This is a genomic window from Mesotoga sp. H07pep.5.4, from assembly GCF_003664935.1.
GTDB classification, from domain to species: domain Bacteria; phylum Thermotogota; class Thermotogae; order Petrotogales; family Kosmotogaceae; genus Mesotoga; species Mesotoga prima.
This window is the reverse complement of sequence record NZ_JFHM01000007.1, coordinates 305,108-311,461: the sequence shown is the minus strand read 5'-3', so window position 1 is coordinate 311,461 and position 6,354 is coordinate 305,108. Positions and strand designations below refer to the sequence as shown.

At 45.3% G+C, this 6,354-nt stretch carries 6 protein-coding genes; 5 read left to right on the top strand and 1 reads right to left on the bottom strand.

The window, feature by feature from the left end; translation table 11 throughout:
* Positions 1-142, bottom strand: a 142-nt coding sequence (locus Y696_RS14470; protein ID WP_147431771.1) for a transposase, incomplete at its 3' end; no start/stop codon positions are given.
* Positions 143-914: 772 nt separating this feature from the next.
* Here Y696_RS14470 and Y696_RS05935 point away from each other — a divergent pair.
* The 5 genes from Y696_RS05935 to Y696_RS05915 all read left to right on the top strand — a co-directional run bounded on the left by Y696_RS05935 (position 915) and on the right by Y696_RS05915 (position 6,348).
* Positions 915-1,736, top strand: coding sequence for a hypothetical protein (locus tag Y696_RS05935; RefSeq protein WP_121509937.1), 822 nt, complete (start codon positions 915-917; stop codon positions 1,734-1,736).
* 81 nt (positions 1,737-1,817) lie between these two features.
* Positions 1,818-2,957 carry an ROK family transcriptional regulator gene (locus tag Y696_RS05930; RefSeq protein ID WP_183084181.1) on the top strand — a complete coding sequence of 380 codons (1,140 nt, stop codon included), beginning with the start codon at positions 1,818-1,820 and terminating at the stop codon, positions 2,955-2,957.
* 12 nt (positions 2,958-2,969) lie between these two features.
* A complete protein-coding gene (locus tag Y696_RS05925; RefSeq protein WP_121509935.1) occupies positions 2,970-4,214 on the top strand; it encodes an extracellular solute-binding protein in 1,245 nt (414 codons plus the stop codon).
* Positions 4,215-4,258: 44 nt separating this feature from the next.
* Positions 4,259-5,509, top strand: a complete 1,251-nt coding sequence (locus Y696_RS05920; RefSeq protein WP_121509934.1) for a carbohydrate ABC transporter permease — start codon at positions 4,259-4,261, stop codon at positions 5,507-5,509.
* A gap of 2 nt (positions 5,510-5,511) precedes the next feature.
* On the top strand, positions 5,512-6,348 hold the full coding sequence (locus Y696_RS05915) for a carbohydrate ABC transporter permease (protein ID WP_121509933.1): 837 nt from the start codon (positions 5,512-5,514) through the stop codon (positions 6,346-6,348).
* Positions 6,349-6,354: the final 6 nt, after the last annotated feature.

Genomic DNA, 6,354 nt, shown 5'->3' with positions numbered 1-6,354 from the left:
CCTTTACCCAATTACATATAGATGAAGAACTAAGACCATATTTCCTTCCTAACTCTCTGTAACTCCTGTCTGTCTCTAGGTATTCTTTAACTACTTCAATCTTAAACTCAGAACTAAAACTCCTCTGCTTCTTCCCTTTCATACTTACCCCCTCTCTACTCTTCTATCCTATCTGTTCTTCTATTTATCTCCAATATCCTTGCGGGGTAAATATGCTCTTCTCGGAGAACGGTGGACCGTTGACGGACAACGCTGTCTTCACAGCGATCAGCGAAAAGCGGTTCTTAGGTGAGAGATCCCGTGCAGAGTCCCCAAACAGGAGCATTTTGGGGCAGGCTCTACGGGATGACAGAAAAGGCGTTAAGCAAGTCAGCCTCTACGTGATGACAATTTCAGATGATTGTGCAGTTCTCTTGTAGGGGCGAACGGCCGTTCGCCCGAAAAAGGTCCTTGTTGGAATCTCTGCCTCTTACGCGGAAAATGGGACAGACGCCAGGACCCCGTCAGTCCCTATTTTCGCTCTCGTCTTCTCGTGAGCGCAACGAACATCTCGATTTGCACTTTCTAGGCTGTTCAAAGAGTGCAGGCGATCTTTTACGTGTGAAAGGAGCTCATCAGTTCTTCTTACATTAAGCCAAAATGCACCCTTCTGAACAATCAGCGGTATTAAGTTTCATAATGGAACAAAATATAGTCGTTTCTTTACTGCAAAATAGTCGCTTATTCATGGATATTTAGACTTCCGGTTTATTCTCTACGGCTTATTCGTTTGCCATAGGTTTGGTTTTTCTTCTTTTCTTATATATAGTGGAGTTGTACTAGTTTCATAGTGAAACAAAATATTTCTACTCACTTTTCTGATGAAGCCCGCAGATTTTCGACTGAATAATATGAATTTTAGGGAGGTGCTTTCAATGGCAAGAACTATGTTAGTTTTGCTAGCTGTCTTGATGCTTTTCACATCGGCTTTTGCTTTGATCGAAGCAGAGCCGCTGTCGATTAACACTTCTGGTGTAGACAGAATGCCGTGGGTCTTTGAAGACACTATCTATTTTGTTACCCAGAGCTACAACATCTATCAGGCAACCTGGAATGATGGAAACTGTGGTGAACCTGAACCGGTGAAGGGAGCTGTGAACTCCTCAGAGAACGAGATCAGCCCATGTGTTTTGAGAAACAACATCGGCGAACTGGTGATGTATTTTGGTAGATATACCGGTTCAGATAGGGATTACGACTTCTTCAGATCGGTTTTCGATGAAGGTAAGGGCGAATGGGGAGAACCCGAAGTTATCTTAGAACTGAGCACAGAGATTCAAGACTGGAAAATTTGGGTAAACGGCGATGAAACAAAGGCCTACGTCACTACAAAGGGTGCCTTTGGTGGACTAGAACCAACAGGTGTGAGAGATATCTGGGTTTCCGAGAAGGAAAACGGCAAGTGGTCGACCCCTACAAAAGTAGATGAAGTGAACTCGAGTGGCAATGAATGGTCTGTCTTCGTCGACCCTGATGGAAAGATCTGGTTTGATTCATCCAGAGATGATTCCATAGGGGGTTACGATATCTATTTCTATGACCCCTCCACAGGAGAAATCGGTCATCCCGAGATGATGATTAACTCTTTCTACGATGAAAGAAGTATGTGGACAGATGGCAAAATTATCGTATTCTCCACTGTTGACAGACCTAATGGTGTGGGTGGTTACGACATTTTCATGGCTGAACTAGAATAGAGACTTTCTCTTCTTTGTTGAGCCCGTTCATTGTCCTGGATGGTGGGCGGGCTCTCATTCAGATTTCGAGAGGTGATGGCTTTGCGTTGTTTATCCAAGGCAGAAAAGGAAGTCTTCTTCGAGCTCTGGCGAAATAAAAATGGGTTGTCAAGAAAATCTATAGCCAAGGCCACGAATCTGAGCAAAGCCACTGTTTCCAGACTCTCTCAACAGCTTATCGAAAAGGGTTTTGTTCTTGACAGCACGCCGGTGCCCTCTGCTCACAAAGGCAGACCGTATTCGGTACTCAATGTGAACAACGGAGAGCTGCTTGTCGGCGGAGTTCACATACATTCGAAGACGATGAATGTAGTTCTGGGCGACTTGTCAGGCAGAGTCAAGCATGTACGATCTCTGAATCACTCGAGAAGTGACGTTCTGGATAAGCTGTACGAAATTCCGAAGATCATACGGAATGGTTTTGACGAAAATATCTCCTCAGTCCTTGTTTTCAGCATTGTGACACCGGGAATAGTTGACGAATCGACAGGGACTGTTGTTAAGAGCTTCTATACGCAGAGTGAAACGGTCAATCTTAAAAGGCTCGGCGACGAATGGGACACAACAATCGAAATAGAGAATGACGCTAACGCTTTGCTAGTTTCAGAAATGCTTCTCGGCTCTATTCCCTTAAGAGATGCTTTGTACATAGATAGAGAGTTTGGAGCTTCTCTAGTGCTTGATGGAAGGATTTTCAGAGGGCCGCATGGAGGTGCCGGAGAATTTGGTCACATTCAGGTTGATCCTTCCGGTCCTGAATGCTGGTGCGGCAAAAGGGGCTGTGTGGCTGCCTTTTTCGATCCCAAAAACCTGCACGACACGTTTTCCGGATTGGTTCCGAACAGCAGTTTGAAATTGAACGATCCTTCCTTTCTGAAGTTCCTGAATGAACTGTACTCAAGAAACGACACAGAAGATTATGTGAGAGCTTTTCAGCAACTACTGGATAAACTCGCAGCAGCTGTTGCAAATGTTGTTGACTTGCTGGGGCTGGAAACTATAGTGCTCAACAGCCGCAATCCTTTCTTCTCAGACAAAGCAGTTGATTACCTTAGAAAGAGAGTTTTTGATATGTCCTTGGGCCATACTGAGCTCAAGATGATGATTCTTAAGGTTACTGAACAGAAGCTCCTTAGAACACCCCTTGCGGTTTCAATAGGGAGAATACTGGAAGTCTTTTAGGAGGTGTGTTTTATGAGAAAGGGAGTTCTTATACTTTTTATTGCCTCATTGCTCTTGATCACTTCTGTAATTGCGAAAACGACTATCGTTCACTGGATGCACCATTCGCCAAGCAGAGCAATGATCATCATGGAAATGGCTTCTGAATTCATGAAAGAAAACCCAGATGTAGAAATCAAGGTTCAGACAATACCGTATTCGGAGTATAAGACTAAGCTACTGGCCGCTCTGGCTGCAGGAAGTGGGCCAGATGTCGCCCAGATTCCGGCCACGGCAATGGAGGAGTTCTTCGGTTATGGATTGGTACAACCAATAACCGCCAGTGTTGCAACAGCCGAAGAGATGAGAGAGAAATGCATAGATGCAGCCATTGATAAGCTAATCATCGGCGGTCAGCTGTACGGCTTTCCAACTGATGTTCAGACAATTGTTCTATTCTACAATCCATATCTTTTCGAACAGGCAGGTCTCGATCCCGACAGCCCGCCTCAAACCTGGACCGAACTCCTGGAGTACGCGAAGAAGCTGACAATTTGGGAAGGGAACAAAATGATTCAGTCCGGACTGGGAATCGAAGGTTATGAACCCGTTATTGAGAGTTTCATGAGACAGGCGGGTGCAACGTTCTTGGTAAGCGATGAAGAAATGAAAGTCGTTTATGAAGATGCTCAGCTCGAGGGCCTGAAATTCCTGACAGATGCAGTACTGGAACATAAAGTATATGTACCGGAATTCGGCTCGAGGTGGACGGGATTCAGGCAGATAAAGGAAGCGATGGTATTCGGACATGGAGCAATGGTCGGTTCTTTCCAGGTCGGCGGGCATCCTGATCTTGTATTTAGAACTGCACTCCCTCCGGCACACCCCGAGACAGGAAATCGAAGCTCGGTTTTGACCAGCTGGGCCCTCGTTCTCATGAGCGATTGCAGAACCCCCGAAATTGCTTCGGAATGGCTAGCGTTTATTAGCTCGCCCGAAGCCCAGAAACTGTGGTTCAAGGACACAGGAGAACTTCCTTCTTATTATAGTGTGATCAATGATCCCGAGTTTTCGGATGATCCTTTGTTGGGCCCGATTCTGGATTCACTGAATTATGCTGTTCCAACGTTCTCTGCGGGCTGGGGAAATCCGGCCGCTCTTCTCAGGGAGACGGCGTACAACAACGTAATCAACAAAGGCGCAGATCCTGAAGAAGCGCTCAAGAAGGCCTTAGACGAAATCAACCAGTATCTGGAAGAGACTTTTGGAATATTCTGATCCTGAACCAGGGCTGGCGCCAAGCCCAATGCGGAGGTCTTTCAATGTTCGATCTATCCAAGAATGTGTTGAGTAAAATCTTAATAGTTGCAGGCCTGTTCCTGATAATTATCTCTTTCTTCCTGCCCTACGCATCGGGAGAAGTTCAGCTCGAGGTTTTTGACTTCTCTTTTTGGGGAACAGTGAATCTCTTGTTCGTCTATATTGTTTTGGTCTGCCTTTTTGTGTTGTTCTTTGCGATTAGAAAGATCTCATTTCTACTGGGAACAGCTGTTTCTTTGTTAGTACTGAACATCACTGTCATTTTCATGAAAAACGAATGGCAGGAGGTTCTTAGATCTAAGTTCTTTCTAGATTTTCTGGGCGCTGCCGGTTACGGATGGTGGATTTCTTTGATCGGCAGCGCTGCGGTTCTCGTCGCCGTCGTGAGACTGATTCCGGACAAGAAGAGGTCTCCATATCTCTTCATTCTGCCATCAATATTTGGAGTCTTCTTTCTCACTTTCTTCCCGGCAATGTTTGCTTTCTTTATCTCGTTTCACAGGTGGAATATCCTCGTGCCGAACAAGCCATTTGTGGGGCTTGCAAATTTCAGGAAAGCCCTTACCGACGAGTATTTTCTGAGATCACTCTGGATAAGTTTCAAATACGCTCTTGGCGTTATACCGACGAAAATCGTGATTTCCTTTTTCTTTGCCCTCCTCATATACTCTATCCCGAAATTCAAGAGCGTATTCAGGGTGATATATTTCCTTCCGGCTGTGACTTCTGTCGTTGCTATAAGCGTTATTTGGACCTGGATATATCATCCGTATTACGGACTTGCGAATTATCTAATTAGCCTATTTGGAGCTGAGCCGATTAACTGGTTGGGTAACCCGGAAATTGCCATCTGGTCCGTGGTTCTCGTTTCAGTTTGGAGATCCGTTGGATACAGCATAATAATCTTTCTGGCCGGGTTGAACAACATACCAAGAATTATTCTGGAAGCCTCGGACATCGACGGAGCAACGCGCTGGCAAAAGGTCAAGAACATCATAATCCCGCTAATGAAGCCTTCACTGGTTTTTGTGTTCATAACTTCGACGATCGGCGCGATTCAGGTTTTCACAGAGATATACATGATGACGGGAGGAAACGCCGATACGAAAACGGCCGTCTTCTACATCTGGCAGACTGGTTTCAATAAATTGCAGATGGGGTACGCGAGTTCAATGTCGATCGTTCTGTTTGCAATAATCTTGGTGATTACTCTTATTCAGATGAGGGTCACAAAGATTTTCAAGGAGGAGTGACCTTGAGATCTAAGAGGAAGACAAACATCATTGTCTATTCTATTTCATACACGCTGTTGATAGCATTTTCCATAATTATGATCATGCCCTTTGTATGGATGATCTTGTCTACATTCAAAGACCAGAGTGAGCTTATGAGATTTCCCCCTAAATTCCTGCCCGACAAGTTCTCGCTGAAGAATTACGTTGAGGTATTCAGTTCAGTTCCCTTTTTGAGGTATTATTTGAACAGTATACTCATAACTACCGTGGCTGTCACTCTCACATTGCTCACATCCAGTCTTGCCGGTTTCGCCTTTGCAAAATACAAATTCAGAGGAAGAAATGTCATTTTCAAGACTCTGCTCGGCGCTATGATGATTCCTTTTCCTGTCACCATAATCCCGCTGTATATCATGATCTACAATCTGGGCCTTGTAGACACCTACTTGGCTCTGATCGTCACGGGTTCGGTAAGCATATTCGGAATCTTTCTGATGAGGCAATTCATTGTCACTATCCCCGACGACTTGATAGATGCTGCCAGGATAGACGGGTGTTCCGAATTCCAGATCTTCAGAATCATTGTGATTCCAAACATAAGGGCGCCGCTCTCTGCTCTTGCGATCTTTTCCTTCATGGGGACCTGGAACGCTTTCCTGTGGCCTCTTCTGGTTGTTAACAATGACGAGCACAGGACGGTCCAGCTCGGAGTGCAGTATTTTACCCAGCGTTACGGCGATTTGATGCATCTTCAGATTACGGCAGCCGCAATGGCCGTTATACCGATAGTGGTGTTGTATCTCTTGTTGCAGAAGCAATTCATCGAGGGCATTACGATGACCGGTTTGAAGGGCTAGTAAGGG

Excerpts from the sequence above, each read along its gene's own strand:
- Y696_RS05935 (WP_121509937.1), top strand. The coding sequence starts at position 915 with ATGGCAAGAACTATGTTAGTTTTGCTAGCTGTCTTGATGCTTTTCACA.
- Y696_RS05925 (WP_121509935.1), top strand. The coding sequence starts at position 2,970 with ATGAGAAAGGGAGTTCTTATACTTTTTATTGCCTCATTGCTCTTGATC.
- Y696_RS05920 (WP_121509934.1), top strand. The coding sequence starts at position 4,259 with ATGTTCGATCTATCCAAGAATGTGTTGAGTAAAATCTTAATAGTTGCA.